Source organism: Litorivivens sp. (genome assembly GCF_041625495.1).
Taxonomy (GTDB): domain Bacteria; phylum Pseudomonadota; class Gammaproteobacteria; order Pseudomonadales; family Spongiibacteraceae; genus Litorivivens.
Window position 1 is genome coordinate 12,808 of the sequence record NZ_JBFJTH010000013.1, and the last position, 26,604, is coordinate 39,411.

General features: G+C 55.7%; 27 protein-coding genes. 10 read left to right on the plus strand and 17 right to left on the minus strand.

Features of this window, described 5'->3' with window-relative positions; all coding sequences use genetic code 11:
• Positions 1–7 precede the first annotated feature (7 nt).
• A complete protein-coding gene (locus ABYP39_RS02750) occupies positions 8–1,513 on the minus strand; it encodes a response regulator (protein ID WP_372748371.1) in 1,506 nt (501 codons plus the stop codon).
• A complete protein-coding gene (locus ABYP39_RS02755; RefSeq protein ID WP_372781020.1) occupies positions 1,513–4,587 on the minus strand; it encodes a cache domain-containing protein in 3,075 nt (1,024 codons plus the stop codon). Before ABYP39_RS02755 ends, ABYP39_RS02750 begins: the two co-directional genes overlap by 1 nt.
• A gap of 158 nt (positions 4,588–4,745) precedes the next feature.
• On the opposite strand from ABYP39_RS02755, the gene ABYP39_RS02760 reads away from it, so the two are divergent.
• Positions 4,746–5,363, plus strand: a complete 618-nt coding sequence (locus ABYP39_RS02760) for a response regulator transcription factor (RefSeq protein WP_372747710.1) — start codon at positions 4,746–4,748, stop codon at positions 5,361–5,363.
• Between the two features lie 63 nt (positions 5,364–5,426).
• Here the strand turns inward: ABYP39_RS02760 and ABYP39_RS02765 are convergent, their stop codons facing one another.
• From ABYP39_RS02765 to ABYP39_RS02775, 3 genes are all read right to left on the minus strand, one after another.
• Entirely contained in the window at positions 5,427–5,744 is a 318-nt protein-coding gene (locus tag ABYP39_RS02765) for a YqcC family protein (RefSeq protein ID WP_372781022.1), read from the minus strand.
• A gap of 84 nt (positions 5,745–5,828) precedes the next feature.
• Positions 5,829–7,949, minus strand: coding sequence for an ATP-dependent DNA helicase DinG (gene dinG, locus ABYP39_RS02770; RefSeq protein WP_372747712.1), 2,121 nt, complete (start codon positions 7,947–7,949; stop codon positions 5,829–5,831).
• Between the two features lie 3 nt (positions 7,950–7,952).
• On the minus strand, positions 7,953–9,125 hold the full coding sequence (locus tag ABYP39_RS02775) for a 1-acyl-sn-glycerol-3-phosphate acyltransferase (RefSeq protein ID WP_372747713.1): 1,173 nt from the start codon (positions 9,123–9,125) through the stop codon (positions 7,953–7,955).
• 200 nt (positions 9,126–9,325) lie between these two features.
• Between ABYP39_RS02775 and ABYP39_RS02780 the strand changes: the two genes are divergently transcribed.
• Entirely contained in the window at positions 9,326–10,522 is a 1,197-nt protein-coding gene (locus tag ABYP39_RS02780) for an amidohydrolase family protein (protein WP_372747714.1), read from the plus strand.
• 84 nt (positions 10,523–10,606) lie between these two features.
• Here the strand turns inward: ABYP39_RS02780 and ABYP39_RS02785 are convergent, their stop codons facing one another.
• Positions 10,607–10,813 carry a cold-shock protein gene (locus tag ABYP39_RS02785; RefSeq protein WP_372747715.1) on the minus strand — a complete coding sequence of 69 codons (207 nt, stop codon included), beginning with the start codon at positions 10,811–10,813 and terminating at the stop codon, positions 10,607–10,609.
• Positions 10,814–11,076: 263 nt separating this feature from the next.
• Complete coding sequence (locus tag ABYP39_RS02790; RefSeq protein ID WP_372747716.1) at positions 11,077–11,784, minus strand: Crp/Fnr family transcriptional regulator; 708 nt, start codon at positions 11,782–11,784, stop codon at positions 11,077–11,079.
• Between the two features lie 93 nt (positions 11,785–11,877).
• On the opposite strand from ABYP39_RS02790, the gene ABYP39_RS02795 reads away from it, so the two are divergent.
• A complete protein-coding gene (locus ABYP39_RS02795) occupies positions 11,878–12,654 on the plus strand; it encodes a class II aldolase/adducin family protein (RefSeq protein WP_372747717.1) in 777 nt (258 codons plus the stop codon).
• Between the two features lie 30 nt (positions 12,655–12,684).
• Complete coding sequence (locus ABYP39_RS02800; RefSeq protein WP_372747718.1) at positions 12,685–13,014, plus strand: Mpo1-like protein; 330 nt, start codon at positions 12,685–12,687, stop codon at positions 13,012–13,014.
• Between the two features lie 44 nt (positions 13,015–13,058).
• Here ABYP39_RS02800 and ABYP39_RS02805 read toward each other — a convergent pair whose 3' ends face one another.
• Positions 13,059–13,673: a riboflavin synthase subunit alpha gene (locus ABYP39_RS02805; RefSeq protein WP_372747719.1), complete on the minus strand. Its 615-nt coding sequence runs from the start codon at positions 13,671–13,673 to the stop codon at positions 13,059–13,061.
• 8 nt (positions 13,674–13,681) lie between these two features.
• Complete coding sequence (locus ABYP39_RS02810) at positions 13,682–14,329, minus strand: lysoplasmalogenase (RefSeq protein ID WP_372781024.1); 648 nt, start codon at positions 14,327–14,329, stop codon at positions 13,682–13,684.
• 91 nt (positions 14,330–14,420) lie between these two features.
• Here ABYP39_RS02810 and ABYP39_RS02815 point away from each other — a divergent pair, with 91 nt between their 5' ends.
• Positions 14,421–14,681, plus strand: coding sequence for a DUF1145 domain-containing protein (locus ABYP39_RS02815; RefSeq protein ID WP_372747721.1), 261 nt, complete (start codon positions 14,421–14,423; stop codon positions 14,679–14,681).
• Between the two features lie 81 nt (positions 14,682–14,762).
• Positions 14,763–15,563 carry a ParA family protein gene (locus tag ABYP39_RS02820; protein ID WP_372747722.1) on the plus strand — a complete coding sequence of 267 codons (801 nt, stop codon included), beginning with the start codon at positions 14,763–14,765 and terminating at the stop codon, positions 15,561–15,563.
• An 82-nt stretch (positions 15,564–15,645) separates the two neighbouring features.
• Here ABYP39_RS02820 and ABYP39_RS02825 read toward each other — a convergent pair whose 3' ends face one another.
• The 6 genes from ABYP39_RS02825 to ABYP39_RS02850 all read right to left on the minus strand — a co-directional run bounded on the left by ABYP39_RS02825 (position 15,646) and on the right by ABYP39_RS02850 (position 22,297).
• On the minus strand, positions 15,646–16,134 hold the full coding sequence (locus tag ABYP39_RS02825; RefSeq protein ID WP_372747723.1) for an LEA type 2 family protein: 489 nt from the start codon (positions 16,132–16,134) through the stop codon (positions 15,646–15,648).
• 3 nt (positions 16,135–16,137) lie between these two features.
• Positions 16,138–16,800: an OmpA family protein gene (locus ABYP39_RS02830; RefSeq protein WP_372747724.1), complete on the minus strand. Its 663-nt coding sequence runs from the start codon at positions 16,798–16,800 to the stop codon at positions 16,138–16,140.
• Between the two features lie 96 nt (positions 16,801–16,896).
• Positions 16,897–19,545 (minus strand): CehA/McbA family metallohydrolase, encoded by a 2,649-nt coding sequence (locus tag ABYP39_RS02835; protein WP_372781026.1) that lies wholly within the window; start codon positions 19,543–19,545, stop codon positions 16,897–16,899.
• Positions 19,546–19,587: 42 nt separating this feature from the next.
• Positions 19,588–19,974: an MAPEG family protein gene (locus ABYP39_RS02840; protein WP_372750577.1), complete on the minus strand. Its 387-nt coding sequence runs from the start codon at positions 19,972–19,974 to the stop codon at positions 19,588–19,590.
• Between the two features lie 57 nt (positions 19,975–20,031).
• Complete coding sequence (locus ABYP39_RS02845; RefSeq protein ID WP_372750576.1) at positions 20,032–21,186, minus strand: alpha/beta hydrolase family protein; 1,155 nt, start codon at positions 21,184–21,186, stop codon at positions 20,032–20,034.
• 337 nt (positions 21,187–21,523) lie between these two features.
• Positions 21,524–22,297 carry a ferredoxin--NADP reductase gene (locus ABYP39_RS02850; protein ID WP_372781028.1) on the minus strand — a complete coding sequence of 258 codons (774 nt, stop codon included), beginning with the start codon at positions 22,295–22,297 and terminating at the stop codon, positions 21,524–21,526.
• A 102-nt stretch (positions 22,298–22,399) separates the two neighbouring features.
• Here ABYP39_RS02850 and ABYP39_RS02855 point away from each other — a divergent pair, with 102 nt between their 5' ends.
• From ABYP39_RS02855 to ABYP39_RS02865, 3 genes are all read left to right on the plus strand, one after another.
• Positions 22,400–23,275 (plus strand): LysR family transcriptional regulator, encoded by an 876-nt coding sequence (locus ABYP39_RS02855; RefSeq protein ID WP_372748486.1) that lies wholly within the window; start codon positions 22,400–22,402, stop codon positions 23,273–23,275.
• Positions 23,276–23,324: 49 nt separating this feature from the next.
• Positions 23,325–23,708, plus strand: a complete 384-nt coding sequence (locus ABYP39_RS02860; protein ID WP_372748485.1) for an MAPEG family protein — start codon at positions 23,325–23,327, stop codon at positions 23,706–23,708.
• A gap of 64 nt (positions 23,709–23,772) precedes the next feature.
• On the plus strand, positions 23,773–24,297 hold the full coding sequence (locus ABYP39_RS02865; RefSeq protein WP_372748484.1) for a hypothetical protein: 525 nt from the start codon (positions 23,773–23,775) through the stop codon (positions 24,295–24,297).
• Positions 24,298–24,318: 21 nt separating this feature from the next.
• Here ABYP39_RS02865 and ABYP39_RS02870 read toward each other — a convergent pair whose 3' ends face one another.
• Both ABYP39_RS02870 and ABYP39_RS02875 read right to left on the minus strand, forming a co-directional pair.
• The gene (locus ABYP39_RS02870; protein ID WP_372748483.1) at positions 24,319–25,077 is read right to left on the minus strand and encodes a DUF4126 family protein; all 759 of its coding nucleotides are present in this window, start codon (positions 25,075–25,077) and stop codon (positions 24,319–24,321) included.
• Positions 25,078–25,121: 44 nt separating this feature from the next.
• Positions 25,122–25,505, minus strand: a complete 384-nt coding sequence (locus ABYP39_RS02875) for a DUF4345 family protein (RefSeq protein ID WP_372748482.1) — start codon at positions 25,503–25,505, stop codon at positions 25,122–25,124.
• Positions 25,506–25,649: 144 nt separating this feature from the next.
• On the opposite strand from ABYP39_RS02875, the gene ABYP39_RS02880 reads away from it, so the two are divergent.
• Positions 25,650–26,438 carry a DUF2889 domain-containing protein gene (locus ABYP39_RS02880; RefSeq protein ID WP_372758395.1) on the plus strand — a complete coding sequence of 263 codons (789 nt, stop codon included), beginning with the start codon at positions 25,650–25,652 and terminating at the stop codon, positions 26,436–26,438.
• Positions 26,439–26,604 lie beyond the last annotated feature (166 nt).

A 26,604-nucleotide genomic window follows, 5' to 3' on the forward strand; every position in this document is an offset into this window, starting at 1 on the left:
ACGGCCCTTATGACCGAATGGGAAACTGGCAATAGAAGATCGCACCACCAGCCGGATTTGGCCGGTAACCAATACTCCCGCCATGGGCCTGCACAATCGCCTGACAGATAGAAAGCCCCACACCCATACCGCCCTCCTTCGTTGTCACAAAGGGCGCAAACAGTTTTTCTTCCATTTCTGCACTGAGACCGCAACCGCGATCTTCCACCGTAAAGCCAACGTCGTCGCCTTCGCGGTAGGTACGCACTTTCACCCCGCCGAAATCTTTCGGGGCATCGCGCATGGCCTCCATACCATTGCGAATCAGGTTCAATCCAATCTGCTGCACCTGCACATCGTCCGCCATGGTTGCGGGCAGATCTGGCGTGGGTTCGAAGCTGATGTCAACGCCATTAATACGCGCATCTACCTCTGCCAACATGACCACTTCCTGCATCACAGTATTCAAATCCAGCGGAATGCGGCCCTCGCCAGTAGGCTTGCGTATATAGCCGCGCAGGCGCTGAATGACATCAGAGGCCCGCTGTGATTGCACAACGATCTTTTCCAGTACCTCAGTAAGTTTGTCCTTGTCCAGCGGTGTGTTTTCAAGAAAGCGCTGCGCCACACGCACGTAGTTAGTCACTGCGGTCAACGGCTGATTTACCTCGTGCGCAATACCCGCCGCCATCTCGCCGCCAGTGCTCAGGCGTTCCATATGTGCCAGATGCTGGCGCTGGTGCATTAACTCATCCTGCGCCGCCTGCAGGGCATGCTGGCTTTCCAACCAGTTTGTGATGTCACGTATCACGACAACGCGTTTGTCACCTTCCAGCGGCGCACAGAACAGTTCAACTGTTAGTTTCTTGCCAGAGGGACTGGTGGCGGCAAGCTGTTCCGCTCGCCAGACGCGACCCGAGGATATCGCCTCAATCACCTCATCTTCCTGCTGCTCAAGGCTTAGCAGTGAAAACAGCGTCTCCCCCACACAGTCTTTCAGAGACCGCTCTACCAACTTTTCTGCTTGTGGATTAAGGCTTCGGATACGCAGATCGCGGTGCAGACTGAAGATGCCTTCGGCGACCGCTCCGAGTATCTGTTGGTTTTCATCCTCCAACTCAACGTTGCGTCGCGACAGCTCCATCTCTAGCCGGTGAATACGCAGCTGGGTGCGCACACGCGCCCGCACTTCGTCTCCCTGAAAAGGCTTGGAAATATAGTCGACCGCGCCTAGCGCAAATCCTTTCACAATGGCCTCGGTATCGGTGAGAGCCGACAGGAAAATCACGGGAATGCCACGGGTTTGCGCATCCGCCTTGAGACGACGACAAACCTCAAACCCGTCGATGCCCGGCATCATGATGTCCAGCAGAATCAGTGAGGGCAGCGCCAGCTTGGCAATGGACAGAGCCTGCTCGCCGTCGCGCGCGGCCAGCAGTGTATAGCTAGCGCCCTCCAGCGTTTTATACAGCACTTGCAGGTTAGTGGGATTATCGTCGACCAGCAGTACCTGATCGACAGGGCGTCGACTCATCAATCATCGTCCTCTCGCAGGAGCTTTTTCAGCCCTTGGAAGTCAAAATTCTGCAACAGCGACTGAGCGTGCAACACATAGCTGCCATACTCTCCGTTTTCGCGAGTCTCACAGAATTCGTTCATCGCCGCGATGTCACCCAAGGCGAGTAAATCCAGTAGCGACTGGCGGTCTTCCTTGGGCAGCGGCTTACCCTCATAAGCACTCTCATCCTGATTCATCGCTGACTTGCCTCCATTGCTTTGGGCTGGCTCATGGGATGACAGCTCAGCTCGCATATCTTGCTTATCTTGCTTACCGACATAGTCGGCAATCACGTCGAGCAGTTCGTCTATCTGTACCGGCTTGGACAGATAAGCGTCGCAACCAACCTCAAACGCCTGAGACTTGGTATCAAGCCCCGCACTGGCGGTTACCATAATCACCACGGTATCTTTCCAGGCTGGGTTCTGCTTGATTTTGCTGGTGCAGACCAGGCCGTCCATCTCGGGCATGCGGTAGTCCATCAATACCAAGTCGGCAGGCTCAGCTTCCATCGCCTCCAGCGCTTCAACTCCGTTAGCAACCTGAACAACCTTGTCGGCCACGGATTCCAGCATACCCGCCAGCACCATGCGGTTATCCGTATTATCGTCGGCTATCAGTACGTTCAGGCCGCTGATTTCAGCGCGCGGTTTTTCTTCCGGCAGTTTCGCCGTTGAGGAACGTCGGCGATCGTGGGGGATGGCGTCGGCTTCGCCCAAAGGAATATCAAAGCGGAAGGTTGTGCCCTTGCCCATCTCACTCGCGACCGAGAGCTTTCCACCCATGGCCTCACACAGCCGCCGACAGATTGCCAGGCCTAGCCCGGTCCCCTTGCCGTCATGCTCATTGACCCGACTGAAGGGCTCGAAAATAGCCTTGGCCTTATCTTCCGGAATGCCAATACCGGTATCTACCACACTGAACAGTAATGCCCGCTCTTCCGGATCGAAATCCACCTCAAGCCACACCCGCCCACTTTCCGTAAATTTCACCGCGTTACCGAGCAGGTTCACCAGTATCTGCCTGAGCTTCACCTCGTCGGTACGCACCAGATCCGGCACCCGCGACGACACTTTATGCTCATAGCCCAGATTTTTGGCCTGGGCTCGCTGCCGCAGAATATCCGCCACGCCGGCCAGCACGTCGCGCAAGTTGGTGGTGTGCATAGAGGCTTTGAAGGTGCCACTTTCTACCTTGGCCAGATCGAGGACATCGTTAATCAGGTTGAGCAGGTGTTGCCCGCAGTTCTCAATGGCATCCAGATAGCCCTGGCTTTCTTTCGGCAGGTTTTTTTGGCGCTGCAACAGCTGCACGTAGCCCAGCACACCGTTGAGCGGCGTCCTTAATTCATGGCTGGCACTAGACAGGAACTGGCTCTTGGCGTGGTTGGCGTCTTCGGCCGCGATACGGGCGGTAATCAGCTCGTCTTCCATCCGCTTGCGCTCGGTGATATCACTCATGATACCCATGGCACGCAGGGGCTTACCGTCAGCGGTGGTATCGACAATATCGCCCCGGCTCAGAATCCAGCGATAAATCCCGCTGTTATCCCGCACCCGAAATTCAATGCTGAGCCCCACCTCCAGCACCTCTTCACTGGCTATAACGCGGCGCATGGCGCCAAAGTCGTCGGGGTGAAAAATACTGCCGAAACGCTGCATCGGAATACTTTCTGGTGGCACAGGATATCCCAACTGACGGTAAAAGCCCTCGCCCACAGCGATGGTGTCGTGTTCGATATCCATATCCCAGAGGTGACTCTGGGAAGCATCAAGCGCAAGCTGGAAGCGACGCTCGCTGAGCTTCAGCGCACGTTCGGTTTGGGAGCGTGTATCCACCATAAAGTTGGCATGCTTTGCCAACTCTTCAAATTCAGCAAAGGGTAGCTCACGTACATCAATCTGGGTGGAACGCTCACTGGCCTGAGCAAAAAAATCCTGAAACCGGTTAAAACCCTGCGCATTGAGAGTAGCCAACCGGCGCGCTACCAATGTCGCTACCAGCATCAGCGCCAGCGCGATCGAGGAGATAAACAGGGTGTGGCGCAACACCCTGGCCTCCAGGGCGTCTCGCTCTGCCTCCATCAAGGCGTAATACTCATCCAGGAAGAAACCGGCGCCCACCAGCCAGCCCCAGTCTTCCTCCAACTGAACATAACTCACCGCTGGTGAGCGACGGGCGCCGTCTGCGCGCACCCATTCCGATTCCACCAACTCACCATTATCGGACGCCGTCTGCAGAACCTCGGCGACGGCCGCCATACCGGGCTGCAACTTGCCCACCATGGCCGGATTGTAGGGGTTCACCAGCTGTTTGCCCTTGAGGTCGGTGACAAACAATATAGAGCTGTCCACATCAAAAGGAACGGCCGCCAGGCGATCGATAACCTCGCTCTTGATGCGTTCTATTTCATCGGCGAGATAAACGCTGGCGCCGATATAGAGATCCAGGGGTTTGAAGTAGTAAACAAAGCTGATATTGCGCTGTGCTGCCAAATTCGCTTCATTAAAACGATATTCCAGCATGCCGTAGGTTTTTTCGCGCAGCGCGGTATGCACCTGCTCAGTAAAGTTTGACAACACCGCACTGCGGCGCAAACGATCGCGCGACGACGGATGCAGTGGCGCAAGCAGCGCATTGCCATCACCCTGCAACGCAAAGAAAAAGCCCTTCTGATCGTGAAAGCGCAGCGGCTCCAGTGTGGTTTTTACTCTGGCGAGCATGGCGCTCCGACTATCGGTGGCAGCGGTCTCGCGATGCAGGTTAGCCACCAGCGCAAGGGCTACCGCCACCTCCTGACGCAGCTCCTGATACAAACGGTGATTGAGCTGGGACTTTTTGTAATCCACATAGTCAATCGCCTTGCTGACTTCGCGTTTCAGCAGCTCAGTGCGGGATTCGACAAAGGTCTTGCGCAGGTTTTCCGATTGCTCGGTAAAGCTGTCGTATTCGGTAGCTATCCAGATGGCGCCGTTGATCGCCACCGGCACCGCCGCCAACGCGATCATGCTGACCAGGTAGATCTGGATCAGGCTTCGTTTTCTCCGCATTTCACTCCCGCGCTGCTCGGCGTTTTCTAACAGACCATGCTACAACCGCAAGCGGCTTCACGCCAGCCTAGCACAATACCCGCAACATACTGCTTTACCTTGGGTTTTTAGCAGCTACAATGGGGGTACGCCTAAAAACAATAGCGCCGGGGACTCTCATGGCTACAGATGACGCAACCATTTTCATTGTAGAAGATGACGAGGCAGTACGTGATTCCTTACGCATGATGCTGGAATCACTGGGACACCATGTGGAAGCCTTTGATCGCGCTGACGCCTTTCTGGAAGCCTACGACCCCGAGCGGGCCGGCTGTTTGGTGCTCGATATCCGCATGCCCGGCATGAATGGCATGGAGTTGCAGCGCAAGCTCAATGCGATGACCTCCATCCTTCCCATCATCTTCGTTACCGGCCACGGCGATGTACCCATGGCGGTAGAGGCCATGCAGCAGGGCGCGGTGGATTTTGTGCAAAAGCCCTACCGGGAACAGGATCTGCTCGACAAGATTCAGAAAGCCATCGCCATGGACGCCGAACATCGCCAGGAACTGCGCGAAGTTCAAGTCATTCAAGGGCGCTACAATGAACTTACACCCCGCGAAAGCGAGGTCATGGCCATGATGGTTGAGGGTAAGGCCAACAAAGTTATCGCCATTGACCTGGACATCAGCCAGCGCACCGTCGAGATTCACCGCGCGCGAGTGATGGAAAAGATGTGCGCTAAATCCCTGGCGCAATTGGTACGCATGTCGATGGCCCTGAAACAGGCGGGCTAACAAGCCGCTGCCTACCCCGCCTTCACGCCTGCCGGCGCGCGCAGCCTAGGCAGCCAGCTCCAGCTAGTTCGCGCGCGTGATGGCCTCATCCAGATCCCCAATCACACTGAGCAACGCATCACTTGGGCTAACCATGCCCTCTTCCAGCACCGGCTTGATCTCGCACTTTTCAGGCATGGGCAGCCCTGCTTCCAGCAAGCCCTGCATCCGCGGAATAAACACAAACTGAAGCCACTGTGCCAAATCGAGCGTATCGACACAAAAGGGCTGGCTGCTGGCCAACGCCGCCGGATCGGGCGCTTGTGCCGACCACAGTCCGGACGCTCGCATAATGGCTTCAAGATCAATCAGCAGCGAAGCAATCTCGGTATTGGCTTGCATGACAGGTCACTCACAATGGGTGGTTTGGAGAATTCGATACTGTCGCGGGCTAAGGAACCCAATAACCGGGTCAGCTACGACCCTCTATTCAAATACGCGTCGAAACGGTGGCAACGAATCCAGCATTTTCTGACCATAACGCCGGGTCAGCACCCGCCGATCCAGAAGCGTTATTCGACCACTGTCACTCTCCTTACGCAACAACCGCCCACTAGCTTGAACTAGCTTAAGGGCGGCGTCAGGCACGGAAATTTCCATAAAGGCATTGCCGTTATTTTTCTCAATCCACTCTGCCAGAGCCTGCTCTACCGGGTCGTCTGGCGGCGCAAAGGGGAGTTTCGCAATAATGACATGCCGACAGTAATCACCGGGAAGATCCACGCCTTCGGCAAAGCTGGCCAAGCCAAACAGACTGCTGTATTCCCCGGCATCCACCTGCTCGCGATGCCTGGTCAGCATTTCGTGCTTTGAATAGTCGCCCTGCTTCAGGATCTGACGCTGCAGGTCCGGTGGGAGCCCTTCGTATACAGCGAGCATCTGCCGCCATGAAGAGAATAATGCCAGGGTGCCGCGCTCCTCACGCAACAGCGTCGGCATCATCTCGATTAGCGCGTCGGTATGCGCCTGTGCATTACCCGCATCACAGTTCATGGCGGGCACGCGCAACTCCGCCTTTTCCTGATGGGCAAAGGGACTCGGTACGACCGCACAATCACTGATGTCCGCCAGACCTGCACGCATACTCAGGCGCCCGAAATCGCCCAGCGCCGTCAGCGTGGCCGATGTCAGTACGGCGCCGAAACAGCGTTTCCAGAGGGTAGCTGCCAGTGTGTTGGCCGCCAAAATGGGGCTACAGCAAAGCTCCATATCCAGAGCGCCACTCGGCGTCTCCACCATTTTCACCCAGCGCGCCATCGGTGGTTCTTCGTTTTCACTGGCACTGTGGTAATTGCGCCACAGCCCCATCTGATTCTCCACCCGCCGCTGGATGGTGGCAACCGCAGCCAACCACTGTTCGAGCACCTCGCGGTCAAACTGTTTGCTACGCTTGTCGAGTGCGTCTTCGAGGGCTTCCTGCACGTCGTCTACTTCGTCGAGTATTGCGCTGCAGGCCTGCATCATTTCCGCCGATTGCTGCTGCAACAAGGCTGGCACAAGCCCGTGCTCAAAGCGCAATACATCACCGCTACCACGCGCCTCCAGCCCCTCCTGCACCAGCGATTCCACCAGTGGAGACGCTTCGCGAGATACCTCCAGCAATACCGCCATATGTCCGGCGAGAGCGTCAATCAGCGAACGCAGCTCTCCCTGCCCGATTTGTTCCGCCATACCGCGAACCGCGCGCAGGGTTTGATCCAGCCAGCGCTCGGTTGCGTGAAATCGCAGCTGAAAACTGAAATGATTGATCACCTTATCGGGCAGATGATGCGCCTCGTCAAAAACGTAAATGGCATCTTCCGGCGGCGGCAGAATGGCCCCGCCACCCAGCGCCAGATCTGCCAGCACCAAATCGTGGTTGGCCACCACGACGTCAACATCCTGCAGATTTTCCCGCGCTTTGAAGAACGTGCACTCGCGGATAAAGCTGCAGCGTCGTCCGGTACACTGGGCCGGCTCCGTGGTCAGTCGCAACCAAGATTCATCATCGATGGCATCAGGCCATTGATCGCGGTCGCCATCCCACTGGTTTCTTGCCAGCGCATCGGCCATGTTCTGGTAGAGATGAAGTACCTGCGCTTCGGGCTGGGCGGCGATTTCATCGGGGTACAACAATTGATTCTGGCCACCGCCAGACAGCTGCTGGTCCAGCCGCGCATGACACAAATAGCGCTGCCGCCCCTTGGCCAAAGCAAAATCAAAATCCAGACCGGAGTGTTCAATAATGTCGGGAATATCGCGCAGCAGGATCTGCTCCTGCAGTGCAACAGTCGCCGTGGAAATCACTAAGGTTTTGTTGCGGGCCCGCGCAATCGGCAGTGCCGCCACCAGATAGGCGAGGGTTTTGCCCGTACCGGTACCCGCCTCGACCACCACCAGCGGCTTGCCGCCGGTACGCTGACCAGCATCGTCGCACTCTATGGCTGACAGGGTGCGCGCCACATGCGCAATCATCAGGCGCTGGCCATAGCGCGGCTTTAAACCCTTGGACGACAAGAAGGTGGAATAGGCCGTCTGGATTTGTTGCTTGAGGCTATCGTCCACCACGATCTAGGCCGACTCCACCGCCGGCAGTCGGCCGAGCTTGGCCCGCACCGCATTGGCATAGATGGCAACAGCCTTGGTTCGATACTCAGCCGGAATGCTCGCCATGCGAGCGTCAAATTCGGCGCGTGAAGCCGCTCCCAGATCGCCAAGTTCGGTCAGCACGTCGGCCGGCAGCTTGCGCCAGTCGTCACTGCCGGTTTGCTGCTCGTAGGCCCAGATATTGCTCGGCTGCAGGCGATACTCCTGCACTATCTGCTGGTCAACAGCGGCAGCTACTTCGACTGGTGTTTCGAAGTCGGCGGCCAAGGGCTCACCAAAATGCACATGCACGCGCCCTTTCTGACCGCGGATTCCCATTGCAATGCTTTTCAGATCTTCATATTCAGCTTTAAGGTAATCGCCGTCGCGCTCGCGCAAGGTCAACTCGCGGGCCTTGGCCTCATCGCAGGGATCCCACTCGTAGGAAATCGCTACCGGCACAATACCCAGCGTTTTTATAAAATCAGCGAACGCCTCTTCACCTTTTCGCTGACTCATACACAGCATTTTGATAATGGCTGGCTCCGTGACATCAATACCGTCTTTGGCTCGGCCTTCACGCTGCGCCAGCCAGATCGTGGCCTGCTCCTGCGTGAGAGAGTGACGAATGTAATTGGACAGGGTTTTGTAGGCCGCCAGCATCTGCCGCGGTCCCTTGGCGGAGCGTTTAACGATAAAGCTTTTGTTTAACCGCATCAGGTCAGCAGCAAAGGGCTTGCTCAGCAGATTGTCGCCAATCGCGATGCGTACGGTATCGCCGCCATTGTGGTATAGCGCGTAATTTACAAAGGCCGGATCAAGTGCGATATCGCGATGATTACTGATCAGCAGCCATGGGCGGTTGCGGTCAAGATTATCCAGCCCGGACACGGTGAAGCGGCTGGTGGTGGTCTCGATCATGTCATCCATGTAGAGCTTCACCACTTGTTGAAACTGGCGCACCGTGGCCACGCCACGCAGTTGCCGTTTCAGCACGGTGCGCACCAGCGGCCGCACCAATTTGGGAAACACGCGCTGCAGTCGCGGCAGTCGCAGACCGGCAATCGTGTCCAGCAACTCCTTGTCGTTCAATAACTTGCGCAATACGGGCGCAACTTCATCGTCATTGTACGGTCGAATATCGGCAAAACTGTCCATAAAATTCTGTGCTTTTATATCCCCACCCGGCAGAACAGCCCGCCGCGACAGCGCGCTATTCTACAGCATTCAACGGATGCCCGCCCCGCCAACACCACCGCGCATTTTTGCCACACAAAACTGGCCGTTGCGCACATCGCACCACTGACACACAGGCCGTATGCTTGTCGGGCTGAACAAGACAGTTTCTGGAGCCCATCATGAGCGATCTCGGCTATAAGCCCTTCGACTGCGACAATCACTACTACGAATCCCACGACGCCTTCACCCGGCACGTACCCAAGCACATGCGTCCGCGCTGTGTGCAGTGGGCTGAGATCGAGGGCCGTAAATACCACGTGGTGGGCGGCAAGGTATCCCGCGCGGTTACCAATCCCACCTGGGACCCGATTGCCAAGCCGGGCAGCATTTCGGATTTCTTGCGCGGCAACCCTAACAAACTCAAGCCCGAAGAACTGCTCAGCGACCCGGAGCCCCTGCCCGATTGCTATATCAATCGCGATGCAAGAATCAAAGTGCTGGACGAACAGGGCCTGGACGCCATGTGGCTGTTTCCGACGCTGGGCGTTCTCTACGAAGAGCTGCTGAAGCACGATATCGAAGCAGTACGAACCCAATTTCGCGCGTTTAACCGCTGGCTGGAGGAAGACTGGGGCTGCAACTACCAAAATCGTATTTTCGCATCGCCCTACATATCTCTAGCAGACGTAGATTTCGCCTGCGAAGAGCTGGAATGGGCCCTGAAACAGGGGGCACGTACTGTATGCATGCGCCCCGCCGCCGTGTGGACCGAAAACGGCCCACTGTCGCCATCACACCCGACATTTGATCCCTTCTGGGCACGCGTTAATGAGGCCGGTATTACTGTCGTCGTTCACGCGTCAGATTCGGGCTATACCACCCATGGCTATGTAGACGACGGTTTCAGCACCGGTGGCTCCAATGCATTCAGCTCTTGGGCACCCAATATCAAACACTTTAATATCGAACGCGCAGCCTACGATTTTCTGGTAACACTGTGTTACGAAAAACTGTTTGAACGTTTCCCCAACCTGCGCATTGCGTCCATCGAAAATGGCGCTGAATTTCTGCCGGACCTGGTGCGTAAACTCAAGCAGTCTCGCGACCGCATGGACACCATGGGCTATTACAAGGAAGACCCGGTTGAACTGTTCAAACAGCACGTGTGGATCAACCCATTCTGGGAAGACGATGTCTATGAAGTGGAAGAAATCATGGGGGCCGACCGAGTGATTTTCGGTTCCGACTGGCCGCACATAGAAGGCATGCCAACACCTCTGGACTATGTGCCGGAACTGGCAAAATTTGACGACCTTAAAAAGAAACGCATTCTGCGCGACAACGTGGTGGAGTTAAACGAGCTCAAACCGCTGTAACGACACACCCAGCGGGCGCGAGCCCAGCATACGCAGAAACAAAAAAGGCGCCGCATGGGCGCCTTTTTTTATGATAAGGGTCTATCAGACAACCGTTACGTTGGCAGCCTGCGGGCCTTTGTCACCCTGAACCACTTCAAATTCTACACGCTGACCTTCGGTCAGGGTTTTAAAACCCGAACCCTGAATCGCGCTGAAATGAACGAATACGTCCTTGCCGCCATCTTGCTCCAGAAAACCAAAGCCTTTAGATTCGTTAAACCACTTAACCTGGCCAGTTGCTTTAGACATTGCTTTTTCTCCTCGGCATGTTCACCGAAATGGTACTTGAACTCTGCATACGCAGATTTTGTGTTGACGGTAAGGCGCAGAGATGACTTTGGAAAAACAAGATGAAGATCTTGTACCCGGCCAAGCTCAATTGACTGAGTACAGACAGGCAGGTCGTTCTAAATTGCTTCACAAGTTGCACACTGAGTCTTAGTCAGCACAATCGATTATACGACAAAGTACCTGCGCGTACAGACATTTTGTACTATCACCAAAAACCCTTATTACGGGCCCGAGGGCGCCTCTATATGGGCCGTCAAGGCTTCGCGATCAGCCACTATTATTCGGCCATATGCCAGCTTTACCCAACCGTTTTTTTCGAGCGCTTTCAGCTCTTTGCTAACGCTTTGGCGCGAGGTTCCCAGCAGGCGCCCGAGCTCGTCCTGCGGCAGATGAAAATCAATTTCGATACCGTGTTCGTGAGGGCGGCCGTAATCGTCAGCCAAAGCCAGCAGACGCTTGGCCAAGCGCTGCGACAAAGGCAGCAACATCAGGTCGCTCATACCTTCCATGGCCATTCGTAGCTTACGGCACAATATCTGTACGAACGGCGCGTAGAGTTCGGGCTGGCGCGCCAGCAAATCCTGAATTGCCTGGCGCGGCACCACCAACACCTGACACTCGCCGCAGGCGACAGCATCTGTCAGGCGCGGCAGACCGTCAAAAATGGAAATCTCCCCGAGCCAATCACCGTTTTCGAAGTAGGTGGCGGTAAGTTCCTTGCCTTCACTGGAAGTATTGGAAATACGCACCCGTCCGCGCTCCACGCCAAACAGCCCCGTGGGCTGGTCGCCGCGAGCATAGAGCAGCTCACCATCGTGCAGTCGCCGGCGCTGCGTGTGGCGAGAGAGTTCATCCAGAACACTGCCGGGAAGCTTCGCAAACCAGGCATTGGTCTCCAGGCTCTGGCGAATGGATAAGGCTTGATTCAATTAACGCCCCTGATTGTCAATTCATTGACAGTTTTCTTATAGAAAGGCGCGCAGTATGGTGACACATAGACAGCGCATTGACAGGAGATTGCCATGAGCCAGACAGCGAGTAAACCCGCAGACAACGTCAAAGACCGGGTCACGGCTGAAGAGTGGGAGGCGCGGGTCAACCTGGCGGCGGCCTACCGATTGGTGGCCATGTACGGCTGGGATGATCTTGTGTTTACCCATATTTCATCGCGGGTACCCAACACCGACCATCATTTCCTGATCAACCCTTACGGCATGATGTTCGAAGAGGTCACCGCTTCGTCCCTGGTCAAAATCGACGCCGAGGGCAACAAGATCGACGACTCGCCTTATGACGTCAACCCGGCGGGCTTCACCATACACAGCGCCATTCATGCCGCTCGCGAAGACGCCCACTGTGTCATGCACACCCACTCGCTTAACGGGGTTGCTGTCTCCACCCAGAAGGAAGGTCTGCTGCCCATTTCCCAGCAAGCTACGCTGGTGCTGTCCAATCTGGGTTACCACGACTACGAAGGCATCGCCCTGAACGAGGATGAGAAACCGCGCCTGGTGCAAGACCTTGGGGAAAATGTCTTTCTGATGCTGCGCAATCACGGTCTGCTAACGGTTGGCCAGAGCCCGGCTGACGCCTTCCTCGCCATGTATATTTTTGAAGCCGCCTGCATGATTCAGGTGCGCGCGCTGGCAGGCAATCGTGAATTGATACCGGTACAGCAAGATATTCTCGACGGCGTGCGTGAAGCGGCCCAGGTGGTCACACGTGGCATGTTCGGCGGCCTGGCCTGGCCGGGGTTACTGCGCAAACTGCAGCGCCAGAACCCAGGCTACGACCAGTAATTGGCTCGTTTGAACAACGGAGACTTAGTCATGAACAAGCAAACCCTCACCATTCCCGAAGGCGGCTTCACCTCCTTTAAGGAATTCTACCCCTACTATTTGAGTGAGCATGAAGATCGCACCTGCCGACGCCTGCACGTCATCGGCACCACACTGGTTATCGCCCTGGTGAGTTATGTAGTAGCCACTCAGCACTGGAGCTGGCTGTGGCTGTTACCGCTGATAGGCTACGGTTTTGCTTGGGTTGGCCACTTCTTCTTCGAGAAAAACAAGCCGGCCACCTTTAAAAATCCGCTCTACAGCCTGTGGGGAGACTTTGTTATGTGGAAGGATGTCGTGACGGGCAAGCTCGCCTGGTAAGAGACAAAACCCCGCCAACAAAAACCGGGGGCTACCCCGGTTTCTCAGCCCCGTTCAGCCAGCACCCGCTCTACCGTATCAACAATCACCTGAGTCTGGCGATCCACTTCAATGTTAACCCGGTCGCCCTGCCGAAGTAGCGAAAGATTGGTCGCCCTGAGCGTTTCCGGGATCAGGCAGACCGAAAACCGGCCCGTTTTCTGATCCATGGTTGCCACTGTCAGGCTGCATCCGTGCAGACCAATAAAGCCCTTTTTAAACACATACTTGGCCAGCGCCAGCGGCAACTGAAAGGTCATCGTGCAATTATTTTCGGTATGCTCCAGCCCCACCAGTTCAGCGACACCATCGATGTGACCCGACACGATATGACCACCGATTTCCCCTGCCTGCGTAACCGAGCGCTCCACATTCACCGGCTCGTTTTCACGCAACTGTCCCAGCGTGGTCAGTGACAGGGTTTCCTGCATGGCATCAAAACCCACCTGCGTGCCGTCGATATGAGTCACGGTCATGCACACACCATTAAGCGCAACACTGGCGCCAATCTGCAGCCCGGCAACCAGAGGCTCGTCGAGCTGCATGACCAACTGCCGCAAACCCGGCTTCTCGATAAGGCGCGCCAGAGGAAACGCACCCTGGACGATACCGGTAAACATATAAACTCCTAGTGAGCGACCGTAACAGTCGCGGCAATCATCAATTGGGAAATAAAATACAGCGGCAGACCCCACAGCCGGTTGCCAAACCCCGGCGCCACGAACCGGTTCCGCGCCACCGCCAGATCAGACACCGCAAACGCCAGCGCGCCGGCCGGGATCAGCCAGTTCACCTCACTGATAGCAAAGGCGATACAGACCATCAATGAAATAACCACCACATAGGCCACCACCGCCACGCGGAAGGCTTTGTCGAGATATGGCCACAACCAGCGCAGCACAACAAAGGCCACAATTGCCATTGCGACTATCGCGCCCAGTAGCCGGCCAGCATCCAGCGGCCATTGCCAAAAACCCACCGCATAAGCCAGATGCCCCAGCAGGAACGCCAGCATGCCACCCAGAAACGCAGGCCCCTGACCCGGCGGGATCAACAGCACATCACCTGCCATGCACAGCACCAGCCCCACGAGAATCCACACCCCATAGTCGCTTTCCAGCGCTCCGCTAGCCAGCCCAGCCCAGATACACGCCAGCGCCGCCAGCGGCTTGAGCAGCCATTCTGCGCGTTTTATACCCTGCCGTTCGAAAACCAGTAACAGGGCGACCGAACCGAGGCACAGTGCCACCGGCAGGGTAAGTACTTGCGGGAACATGGTTTTTTCCTCGCGTTAAAAAACTTGGGGGTTACGTAAATATTGTTTACCATGACACCGGTTATAACAAGCAATAATAAGGATCTCATTCGTGTCAAATACGCTCGGCAAAATCGCTACCCTCGCATTCTGGATCGCCGCCGTTATCAACCTGATCACCCCGTTTGGTGCCGCTGCCCCTTGGATTACCGGGATTGCCGCTGCGCTACTGGTCGCCCACAGTATTGAATGCATCTATTTTCGCAAACAGATTCAGGCAGACCCCAACCACTCCGCGTTGGCTGGCACCATTCTGGTGCTCCTGTACGGTGTGCTGCATAGTGGTCAGTGGTTGAACAAATCCAAAGCCTGATTCGCCCCACCAGCAATGGAGAAGACCGCAACAGACTGGTAGGATTGCGCCTTTCCGGACATATGTGTGTTGAGGCGACCCATGAAGCGAGTTGTATTCAATCAAAAAGGCGGCGTAGGCAAAACCAGCATCACGTGCAATCTTGCCGCCATCAGCGCTTGGAAAGGCTACAAAACCCTGGTTATCGACCTGGACGTGCAGGGCAACAGCAGCGAGTACCTGATTGGCGACCAGTTCAAAGAGCTAACCGATAACGCCGCCGATTTTTTCCGGCAAAAACTATCGTTCTTCGGCAAGGGCAAGGAACCCCGGGACTTCATCTACAATACAGAGTTCGAAAACCTGTTTTTGATGCCATCCAACCCAGAACTGGCTAGCATCGAGCGCGATCTGGAATCGCGCCACAAAATCTACAAGCTGCGTGATGCCCTGGAAAATCTGGCGGACGAATACCAGCATATTTATATCGACACCCCACCCGCCCTGAATTTCTATAGTCGCTCTGCGCTGATCGCCGCCGACTCGTTATTGATTCCCTTTGACTGCGACAGCTTTTCTGCGGGCGCCCTGATGAACCTGCTCGACACGGTGGCGGAGATCAGGGAAGACCACAACCCGAAACTGTCGCTAGAGGGTGTGGTGGTCAACCAATTCCAGGCCCTCGCCTCGCTACCGCAACAACTTACTGAAGAGCTGACCGACATGGGGCTGCCATTGTTCGACACCTATCTGAGCAGCTCGGTCAAAATGAAAGAGTCACGCACCCGTCAAACGCCGCTGATCTATATGGCGCAATCGCACAAACTGACGCAACAGCTGCTGGCGATTCACAGCGACCTGGAAGAGAACAGCAAAAAGCAGTCAAAAAAGAAAAGCGCCTAAATTTACGAAGATAAAAAAGCCCGCAGCAAAGCGGGCTTTTTTATGGGTGTACTAGCGACCAGCGTGGTCGCCCGCATGCTTGCTAACGCGGCACCAGGCTAACGGTAGATTCACGCTGAATACGCATCATACCCAAACCAAAGTTGGCCACATCCGCGTCCACTTCCATTCGATACGCGAGCTCATCCTTGGGCGCATTTAACAGTTTCTGTATCAACGACAGACCGCTGAGCAGATTCAACTCGACGGGCACGGTGAAACTCACGCTGTCATTGGCTCCAATCTCCAGCTTTTCTGTGCGTTTGCCAAAGGCCACTTCCGTGTCTTCCAGAAAAATTCGGTAATTGAGCGTATTGATATTCAGCCCAAAACCATTGGTGTTACGCACCCGAACACCAATATTCAAGGTCTGCGTAAATCCACGACTGGGTTGCAGAGACAACGATGTAACCGATATTTCGGGCTTGGCGGTATCGCGCAACAGCGCACAACCGCTGCCCAAAACCATCAGAAACACAAGAATAAAAAAACCGCTCGCCTTGGCGAGCGGTTGCTGAAGGAGTAAAGCCATGGATTAGTTTCCGGTGGGGATCAGGCTCAGTTCAACGCGACGGTTCTGTGAGCGACCGGCGGCCGAATCATTGGAAGCAATCGGGTCACGTGGTCCCATGCCCGCAGTGCGCACGCGGTCAGCTGCAACGCCGCTGTTCAGGAAAAAGCGGGCGACGCTATCAGCACGTTGCTCTGACAACTTCTGGTTGTGTTCGAAGCTGCCGGTAGAATCGGTGTAACCGTTGATCTGCAGCAGGGTTTTGTCGTATTCCTTGACCACTTGAACAACGCTGTTCAGCACGTCAGTAAAGGAAGGCTGCAGTGAAGAGCTATTGGTGGCAAAGGTGATGTTGCCCGGCATGATCAACTTGATGGTGTCGCCAATGCGCTCTACGCGAACACCCGTAGCTTCAAGCTGCTGACGCAGTTTGGCTTCTTGGGTATCCATGTAGTAACCGGTGCCAGCACCAATCGCCGCACCCGCCAGAGCGCCCTGCTTGATCGCTTTGTTCTTGTCTTTACCCGCTGTAGCCGCGCCGATAGCAGCACCGGCCAATGCGCCTATACCAGCACCTTTTGCGGTATTACTGGTTTTCTTCTCACCAGTGTACGGGTCGATGGTACAACCTGCCACGACCAGAGCAAGCGCTACGCTTGCGATACGAACAGACCATGTTGCTTTCATTTAGGGATCCCCTGTGTGTATAAAAATTACAGCTTGTGAGTGTAGATTCTGTGACGCCTATAATTCTGTGTACTAATGCCGTTTTTTCTGTCGCCCTCAGGGTACACCCGGGGGCAGCCATTGTCCGTCACTATCAGCATCGATGTATACCGGATTACTCACCGCCACCGGCTGCAGCCCCGGAAACAGCTTTTGGTAGACCCGACCAGCCTCTCCGGAAACTTCCACAACCGCCACGCTATCACGCTTTACATGAACGATTTCTGAATAATCCTGCCCCGGAACAATACTGCGCTCAAGATATGTGCGGCCGTTCACGTAGAGCCGCAGCGTGCTGACATCTACCCAGGGCACTGCATCAACACGAATGGTCAGCGCAATCGACCCGCCCTGCAGCTCCTGCCCCATGGCGTTATCGCCGTTGTGGGTGATCGACAACAGGGGGCCACTGGTCAGAAAAAGTTCGCCCGCGCGCACTGCCCTGACCAGTGCAGTCTCCGGGGAGCTCTCAGCGTCAGCCGCAAGTTTTACGTAATTGCGCGGTACCGAGACTACCTCGTCCATACCGTGTGAATCGCTGTTGCCGGTAGCGCGAATGCGGTAACCCTGATTGAGCAGCGACAGCCAGTCGCGTAGCGCTATCGGAAAAGCATCCATTTCAGCGCCGTTGAGAATTTCCATGGCGTCAAAGTCGATATCGCGAAAACCACTACTGGCGGGCTCCAGCAGGGAATGATTGCGCGGATGGGTCAGTGGCAACACCGGCTCAAAGGGCTTGGCCTGCGACAGGTGATTGAAATAGGAGAGGTCACTGTCAATCGCATCCTGCGAGCGCGGGTGATTGAGCTGAAAAATCGCGCCCGGGTAGCGATAACGGGTATCGGTAATCAGATCGCGTAAGCGCCGGTCTTCAACCCGTGGCGCGCCACCGGCAAACAGCTCATTGCGTTCCGCCACCGGAAAAATATTGCTGTGTCCCAGCGAAGTGGGGGCCACCGGGGTACGCGCCATCCCGGTCAGCTCTGAGCCGGTAATCAGGGTAATGGGGGTATCGAGCGCCAGCGACGCAAGCGCTTCACGCCCATCAACAATACGGTTATGTTCGCTCAACACCAGCAGTTTGGCGTCTTGGGCGGCAAAGGTACGAAAACGCTCGGTTAGCGGCAGCGTGGAATCAAAACTCTGGCCCGCATGCACGTGAAAATCTGCCGACACCCAGTCACTCTCCAGCAGCCGCTGCGGAGCCTCTATTTCCAGGGATGTCACTTCACCCGGCTTAAGCTCTAGCCGAGTAGTTGTCACGGAGTGCTCAAGCCCCCGCGACGCGAGCACTTCATACTCACCCGGCGGTAGAAATACCACGCGGGGATCAGATCTCACGCCGGCGAGCGATACGCTGTTGCTCACTAGCGAGTGCTCCACCGGCTGGCCCTTATTGCGAAAGTTGAGCAAGTCGTCGCCCAGGCGCGGTGTTGGCGTATTGCCAAGCCCGAAAAAACTGAGCTTCATCGCTTTGCCCGCAGGCAAGCGCAGTTCGGTACGCTCGCGAAATACGACCGCACCAAGATCGGTATCACCAGCAATTCGCTGATTTAGCTCAACCGTTTCACCCCAGGGACTGCGCGCTACTACTCTCGCTTTCATCAATTCTTTCGGCAGCGTCAGCGAAAATTCACCCGGATACTCCACCCGGCGCTGACTCACCGAACGACCATCGTCGGCAAATACTTCCAGTGAAACCGGTGCCGTATTCACACTGCCGCGCAAGGTCGGGCCCTGATAGATCTGATCGGTCGCGGCAGCAACATCAGCAGCGGCGCCAACGAGCATTCGAAAGTGAACCACCATCCGCTCACCAACTTTCAGATCCATCAGCTGGCTCTGCAGCATCTGCATCATGCCTAGCTTTTCGCTGCCCAGCCACAATGGCCGCGTCATCCAGCCGTGCAGGCTGTAATCTGGCAGCGTAACCAGGAACTGGGGCAATCGATGATCAACACCGTCGCGATCTGTCAGGTAGGCCGAGGCCAGTTGTACACCGTAACTCAGTGGCGCAGGCTCCACGTGACTGCCCACCAGAATATTCCAGTCTGCCGGCATCATCCCTGCCGTCAGCGAAAACATGCTGTGCCGATCAACGTAGGGGTGGTCAAAGCCAATACTGTAATTGGGTGCTATGGTCGACAGGGTGTAGGGGGTTAATGCGCGGTGAGGGTATAGTGTGAGCAAGCCACTCAGCCGCACTGGGCGTCCGGGAGCCAGCCGCTCTACCTCCACCCATAATGATAGCGCCGAGGGGTCAGATTCGCTAAATACGTAGCGCAGTGTCTGACGCAAACCGCCGTCTTCACCCACCACCACAACTTCAGCCTTCGAGGCGCCCGACTTGGCCAGAATTTCACTGGCGCGAATCGCTTTTTCCTTGGCCAATCCAGTCAGCAGATTGGCATAGGTCCACTGATCGTCATCGCGGCCACAGAATCCAAAGTCGATCAAACTGCCGCCACCGGCGACGATTCCAGCGTCGTGTTCGACATCGCTGATCGCAGCACACAGAGTGCCGTTGGTCAGCCACCAGTCGCCGCGACCGGCGATGGCATCCACGCCACCGCGCGCCGCCGACGCCATATTGGCTGCGTCCAGCTGAAACGCGGCGTAGTCAGCACCTGCGGGGGATGCGATGCCAGCCCAAACTAAAGTCACAGCGCACAAAGAGCGCCATTTACCTAGCGTTATGCTTTTCACAAACACTCCCCAGGCACCAGCAGCCTCAGGCCACCAATAACCTTAGGCGCCCATCACAAAAATGCAGATCACACTACCCAGTGCAACCAGATAAGCCAGGGAGCGCAAGGCATCTTTGTCCGCAAGATAAAAAATGGCGTGGAACACGCGGGCAACAACAAATATCAGCGCGATACTGGCCAGTTTTTCTTGGGGTACGCCTGCAATATAAGAGGCAAGGAGAGCAGCGGAAAACAGAATCAATGCTTCCCAAGCATTCTGCTGGGCAGCAAAAGCACGGGAAACAATACCGGTCGCCTGCGCATACTGTAGCCGCGGATTTTTATTGTCCGCTTTACCGAGTTCTTTGTGCCGCAAGAAGCCGCCAGTAAAGGCTAGCAGTGTTGGAATAAGTGCCGTCGCGAACAAACACCACAGAGCAGTCGTCATGAATTTACCTTCTTTGCTTATATTGTGATTATTGTGGCGCAGCCCTATGCGGCTGCCCTAGTTATTATTCACGTCTACCCTGACCTCTGCAATCTCGCGCGGCAAAGTGTTCAACAAAAAGTCACGATTGCCGCGTCTCACTGCCGGATCTTCAGCAAAATGGCTCTCAAAGAAGCTAGACACCGCAAGCTGATTAAGCCAATGCTGGCGCACCGGATTCATCCCAACAGGCAAGGGGTCCATTTCACACAAAGGTGGCGCATCAATTGCCGCCACACCCTCTTCGGGCGTGCCAATCAGGTGGTACCAGGTGTCCTCGCTAGACGCATCGATATTGGACTTCACCTGGTCACACCCCAGTTTGTCGGGATTGCGCATGAAACGCAGCATTTTTGCCATGTCGGCGAAGCCAGTGTGGCTGGCATCTTCAATAGTCACCAGAATTGCACCAGGCACTAACAGAGTCGGTAGCGCATTGGCCCGGTAATCAACGAGCGCATCAATTGGCGAAGCAATCATCATGTAGGGAAGCTGGCGATGGCTGTAAAACAATTCAGTGAACGGGAAGCTGGGACCAGCAATCGACACCGCGGCGTCAATGCGCGGATCGCGAAAACGCGGATGAAATGCCGCCATGGTTGTTGTCATACCGCCCAGCGACAACCCAAAAGCACCGATACGTGTTTCATCAACCGCTCCTTCAAACAGATTGCCCTGGTCGCGGTGCCAGCTTGTAAAGTGATCCAGCAAGAAACTGACGTCGCCAGGCTGGTTTACAACGTCCACCACATAGGGCTGATCCGGTGCCGAATAGTTTGTCAGCGGATAGTCCATCGCCGCCACGATATAACCTTTACTCACCATATGTTCTGCCAGGTAAGCGCCGCCAGTGCGCATCGACATAAAACCGTGACTATAGATAAGCAAAGGTAAGGGCTTCGCCGCCGGACGTCCTTCACGCAACAAATCTGACGGATACCAGATGCGAGTTTTCAGCTCACGAGAATCGCTACCCTCAAAATTACCGTGAGCCTGACTGGGGCGCGTGGTATCGGTTAGGGTCACGTCGTAGTAAGCCACCGTGTGCGGACCGTCATGCAAGCGTTTCGCGCTCTCCAGCGCCGGATCGAGCGGCTCAGGCCGCTTGGCAAAAGTCAGCACCAGACCCGTCACGACCAACAACGCAACAATAACCAGCAGAACACGTTTCACAGGCTTCCCTCTTGAATGAACATCTCCATCGATCGCGTACCCTACCACGAAAAAACCGGGGTCGTAGTGAGTATTTTTTAATCCCTTCGCCTCAGTTTTTTCAGCATAAAAAGGGTATTCGTAAACTCAGGTGGATTGGCTTTGGTTTGGATGTTCGATTCCCTCCCTCCCGTTGGCAGAAGGACAGAACGGGGGGTTGCTGCCGCATGGGTATCGCACGACACCACGCCGTATTGAAACGCTTCAATTGCCACTAGACATTGCGATAAGACATAAAAAAGGGCGGTGACAGCCGCGCGCCGTCACCGCCCAAAGATTGTTCGCTGCTACCCAGCGATTACTTCTCTACAAACGCACGCTCAATCACATACTCGCCAAGATAGCCATTGCGCGATTCTTTAAACCCTCGCTCATCCAGTAGCGCTGTCATGTCTTTTAACATGCCGGGGCTACCACACAACATAAAGCGATCGTCGTCCTTGTTGGGCGCGGGCAGGCCGATGGCATCGAACAACGCGCCGCTAGCAAGTAGATCCGTCAAGCGCCCTTGATTGCGAAACGGCTCGCGAGTAACCGTGGGAAAATAAATCAGCTTTTCCTGCACCTGCTCACCAAAAAACGCGTTCTGCGGCAGTTCGTCAGTCAAAAAATCTGCGTACGCCAACTCACTGGCATAGCGCACCCCGTGACAGAGAATGATGCGGTCAAAGCGCTCATACACTTCCGGGTCTTTGACAATACTCATAAACGGCGCCAGCCCTGTGCCGGTGGCAAACATATACAGGTTTCGGCCCGGCAGCAGATGGTCTGCCACCAAAGTGCCGGTCGGCTTACGGCTGACAAAGATTTCATCCCCAACGTTGATATTCTGCAAGCGCGAGGTGAGCGGGCCGTCAGGCACCTTGATACTGAGAAACTCCAGCTCTTCGTCATAATTGGCGCTGACTATGCTGTAGGCCCGCAACAGGGGCTTGCCCTCAACGGGCAGGCCAATCATAACGAAATGACCATTTTCGAAACGCAGCCCGGTATCGCGGCTGGTTTTGAAACTGAACAGTCGCTCGTTCCAGTGATGTATGTCGGTGACGCGTTCGGTTGCCAAGGTTGTCATGGCGCAAAACTCACTGTTAGCCAAATGTGAGGCCACTATAGACCCGCGGCTAAACATCGGTAAAATGGGTTATTCAAATATGACTTATCGATTTTACAGATTATGCGCTATACCCTTCGCCAACTAGAGGTTTTCCTTGCGGCTGCCCACTACGAAAATATCACCCGCGCAGCCAGTCATCTTGCGATGAGCCAGTCTGCAGCCAGCGGCGCGCTGAAAGAGCTGGAGCAGCAATTCGACGTGCAGTTATTCGACCGGGTTGGTAAGCGCTTACAAATTAATGAGCTCGGCCGCGCTGTGCGACCTCAGGCCGAAGCACTGCTGGAGCAGGCGACAGCCTTCGAACAGGCGCTGACCCGGCACACCGACATTGGCCAGATCAAGGTGGGTGCCACGCTCACTATCGGCAACTATCTCGCGGTCGGCATTGTTGCCCGTTACATGGCCGAACAACCGGGCGCACGGGTGCAATTGGAGGTGGCCAATACCGAGCACATCACCAACAAAGTGCTGGATTTCGAATTGGATATCGGTCTGATAGAGGGGGATTTTCACCACCCGGACCTGGATATTATCCCTTGGCGCAAGGACGAGCTCGTGGTGTTCTGCAGCCCCCAACACGCATTTGCCAGTGGCCAACGGGTTAGTGACCGCTCGCTTCTGGCCGAACCCTGGATCTTGCGGGAAACCGGATCCGGTACGCGCCAAGCTTTTGATCGGGCGATGCACGGCCTGTTACCACAGCTCAATATTGCCCTTGAACTCCAACACACCGAGGCAATTAAGCGCGCCGTGGAGGCCAATCTAGGTCTGGGCTGCCTCTCTGCGATCACGCTGGAAGATGCCTTTCGCAGCGGGCGCCTCAAGCCCGTGCGCACCACCGCCAAAGATTTTGGCCGCCACTTCTATTTCGTGCTTCACAAGCAGAAATATCGCAGTGCCGGCATTCAACGCTGGCTCGATCTTTGCCGTGGCTAACGCGACAGGTAAGCTACCGAAAATTCAACCAACCCAATAAGGACGCATTATGATCACCCCCCTCTACGCAGGCCTCTGTGGCATTCTCCTACTGGCGCTGTCTTCGCGCGTGGTCAACGCCCGACGGACCCACAAAGTAGGCTTTGGAGACGGCGGCAACGCCGAACTGCAACGCACCATTCGCGTTCAGGCCAACTTCACCGAATACGTACCACTGACCCTGCTGCTGATTCTGTTGACCGAAATGAATGGCAACAGTGCGGCACTGGTGCATAGCTTGGGTATCACGCTGGTAGTTTCGCGCGTATTGCATGCCGCCGGGCTGAGCAGCACGTCCGGGGTCAGCACCGCCCGCTTTCTTGGTACGCTGGGGTCCTGGCTGACCCTGGCCATCGCCAGCTCGGTACTGCTGATGGATTCACTGCCGCAGTAACCGTTATCCATGATCGGCCCGCGCACGCGCAGCGTACAAGGGCCAAACTCTGGTGGAAGCCCCCATGAAAGTGCTATTCGTGATCATCAACATACTTGGAGGCATCGCCGTTTTAGGCAGCTACGGCTACGGTTTTAGCGCTTACCCGGAGTCGGTGGAAGCGTTGTGGGGCGAGGTGCCGCAGCACCTCCTCGGTCTGTATAGCATCAATATGGTGCTGGCGGCCGCCGGCTACCTTCTGGTTTTTGCCTACGCGCTGCTGAAAGTGCCCGCGAACACGCGCACCTCCAGTGGCGGCCTGTTGTTTGAGCGCCTGAATGCACTGTATTTCCTTATTCTGTTCTGCTCCGCACTGTGGATGCCGCTGAGCTTCGCCCTGCTGGACGCGCCAAACGCAGATCTGTGGTGGAGCATTCGCGCCGTCCTGTTTGGTACCGGTTTCAGCGCATTACTGGTGGGTTACGAGCTCTATCGACACGCCCCTGAACGCGGCACCTTTCTGACACTTGCCCTTTGCGGGTATGTATTCTTCTGCTTTCAGACCGCCGTATTAGATGCGCTGGTCTGGCCCTGGTTCTTCCCGATCTGAAGCCCACGCACTTACGCCGACCTATTCGGACATCACTCCCAGCACTTTAGCCTTGGCAAGCTCAAATTCTTCGTCCGTCAACGCGCCACTTTCTCGCAATTCCTGCAATCGCTGAAGCTTCTCTACGGTGTCGTCAAGGCCCGGCAATAACGGGTCAGCCGGCGCATTCTTATCCACCAGCCCCAACCACTCGCCCACCTTGCGCAAAACCAGCATCGCGCCACGCCACAATTTGGGCAGCATCCAGATTAACAACAGCACAAACAGCACCAGCAGAATCAGAAACAGCACCGGGTGATTCAGCGCCGTCCACAAGCCAGCAAACACGGCCACGTCTTCAGTAACCGACGCCCCCCAGTTTGTGAAAGGTTCCGGCGACGTGTTGATCAGCACCCGGGAGCTGGCTTTCGCTGCATGAGTAACCGACGTGAGAGAACCGCCGAGAATACCGGCAGCCACCTGCAGCGCCGGTGTTACATCGCCCACACTGCCCGCCGCCAACATAGCACCTGCCGGTATCCGCACAAAGGTATGCAGCGAATCCCAGGCGGTATCGACACCTGGGGTTTTGTCTGCAAAAAACTCAACGCCATACATCAAGCCAGCTGCCATGATCACCATAGGGTCCTGCAACACTTCAAGCGCTGGCGGCAAATCCAAATTACCGGTACTGCCAGCGAAGCCCAGCACCAAGATCGCCGCATACAGGTTCAGGCCTGAAGCCCAGGCCACCCCCATACTGAGGGAAATCAGGCTAATGATCTGTTCATATTCATTCACAGTGATACTCCCTTCAGCGCCTTAGCTGGTTAGTCATTCAGGCTTTATAGATGAGCCGGTTGCGCACGCGAAGCCGCCACACACAGGGCAAAAGAGACCCACTCAAAAACCAGCGCCCCAATGGTATACACACTCCAGTCACTGCTGAATACAGCGCTTAACAGCCGAGTTGAGCCAAGGCCACCCAAGACCATGAGCTGTACAAACAATACTTTATCCAGGTAAACCACGCGGAAAAATCCCAGCAGCGCAGACAGGCCCACCGCAATTTGAACCCCGCCATACATGGCGCGCAGCTCTGTTACACCTTCGGGCCTAACCGCCTCCAGCCCCGCCACCGGGCCCAGAAACTCTGGGAAGAACAGGCAATACATGCCGTATGGTGTCCAGGCAATAGCCAGGAAAAACAATAGAATACGAACCCACATACTCACTTTCTCCGGTTGAATTTTACGGCAGTTCCCATAATCTGCCGCTTGTCATTGATCTCGATTTGACCCCATTCAGACTACAGGCGCCATCGCCATGCGATGGTACACTGTGCAGCCGAAGTAAACTGTTTACCGTTTCTTATGTCGACTACAGCATCAGACCGCAATTTCCAGGCACAATTCCCCGAAAACCCACACTACGGCTCGGGCAGCTACCGACGCCATATTCGGCTCAGCCAGCAAGCAGGGGCCGTGCTGGCGGAATTGGAAGACGACTGCCATGGCTTTCGCGTGCATCTGCAACACGATGGCCGTCAGGTTACCGCAATCACCGCTGAAACCCTGCGCATCCCCTATAACACCTGCGCCAGCGCAACAGAGCCCCTGCAAGCAATGGTCGGCGTCACGCTGGGCAGCGAGCCCAAAACCGTCATTGCCCAGGTAAACCCGTTTAGCAATTGCACTCACCTGTTTGATCTAACCGTGCTGGCCATTGCGCACGCCGTCAGAAGTGAGCCTGAACGCTTGTACGCCGTTGAGGTTACCGACGAAAAAGACGGCCAACCTGCCGATGCCAGAGTATGGCTAAACGGCGAAGAAATGCTGCATTTGAAAACCTTCCAATGGCAGATAATCGCGCCCCGCGAGTTAAGCGACAAACCGTTGTTCAAGGGCTTTGCCGCTTGGGCCAGCGAGTATTTCTCCGGTGACCTGCGCGAAGCGGCTTTTGTACTTCAAAAAGGCTACTTCGTATCCTCTGCGCGCCGCCACGATGCCAAAGCGATGGAAGGCATGCGCGGTGACGACACACCTTATATACCGGGGGCCTGCCATACCTATACCGAGGGTCGCGTGCAGCAGGCGGTAAGACTGCCCAATTCACGCCGGGATTTCACCGATACCCCGGAGCAGCTGCTCAAGTTCAAATAACGTGCCCTGACACCGCATTCCCCGGCAGTATAAGACTCTAACGATATAGGTAAATCTACGGATTAATACGCCCGCGGATTTTGCGTAACCTTTAATTCAGTGCTCATCCACGGTCTTAGCACAACGAACCCCCTCTTCAGCACCCACTTGGGTGCTTTTTTTTGCC